Here is a 445-nt window from a genome sequence, read left to right as displayed (position 1 = left end):
AGATGTTGAAGGCGATGACCTGACAGCTAGCGACCTTACGGTTGGTGGAGATGCAACGGTTGTAGCTAATGATGACGGCAGTTTCACCATCACGCCAGATGAGAACTTCAATGGCGACATTGATATCAGCTTCGATATCTCAGATGGTACCAATACCGTTCAAGCTTCTGCCGATTTAACCGTTAACCCAATCAATGACCTGCCAGTTCCTCAAGATCAGCAATTCAGTGTTGAAGAAGACGGTACTTTACTGTTCACAGACGCGGATCTGCTTACAGGCGCGACAGACATTGAAGGTGACAACCTAACGGTTGAAGGTGTGACCTACGATGGTGGCGACGGTATCCTTACCGACAACGGTAATGGCACATACACCTTCGCACCGAATGAAAACTTCAATGGCGACGTAAACTTCGGTTTTGATGTATCAGACGGCACCGATACG

At 48.1% G+C, this 445-nt stretch carries 1 protein-coding gene; it reads left to right on the top strand.

The window, feature by feature from the left end; translation table 11 throughout:
• Window positions 1-445: tandem-95 repeat protein (locus A6D97_RS01095; protein ID WP_139074284.1), on the top strand; the 445-nt coding region annotated here is incomplete at both ends.

Origin of the sequence: Vibrio sp. ZF57 (assembly GCF_001691235.1) — a bacterium.
Classification (GTDB): Bacteria; Pseudomonadota; Gammaproteobacteria; order Enterobacterales; family Vibrionaceae; genus Vibrio; species Vibrio crassostreae_C.
The sequence above is the reverse complement of the archived record's forward strand: the minus strand, read 5'-3'. Positions and strand labels throughout refer to the sequence as shown.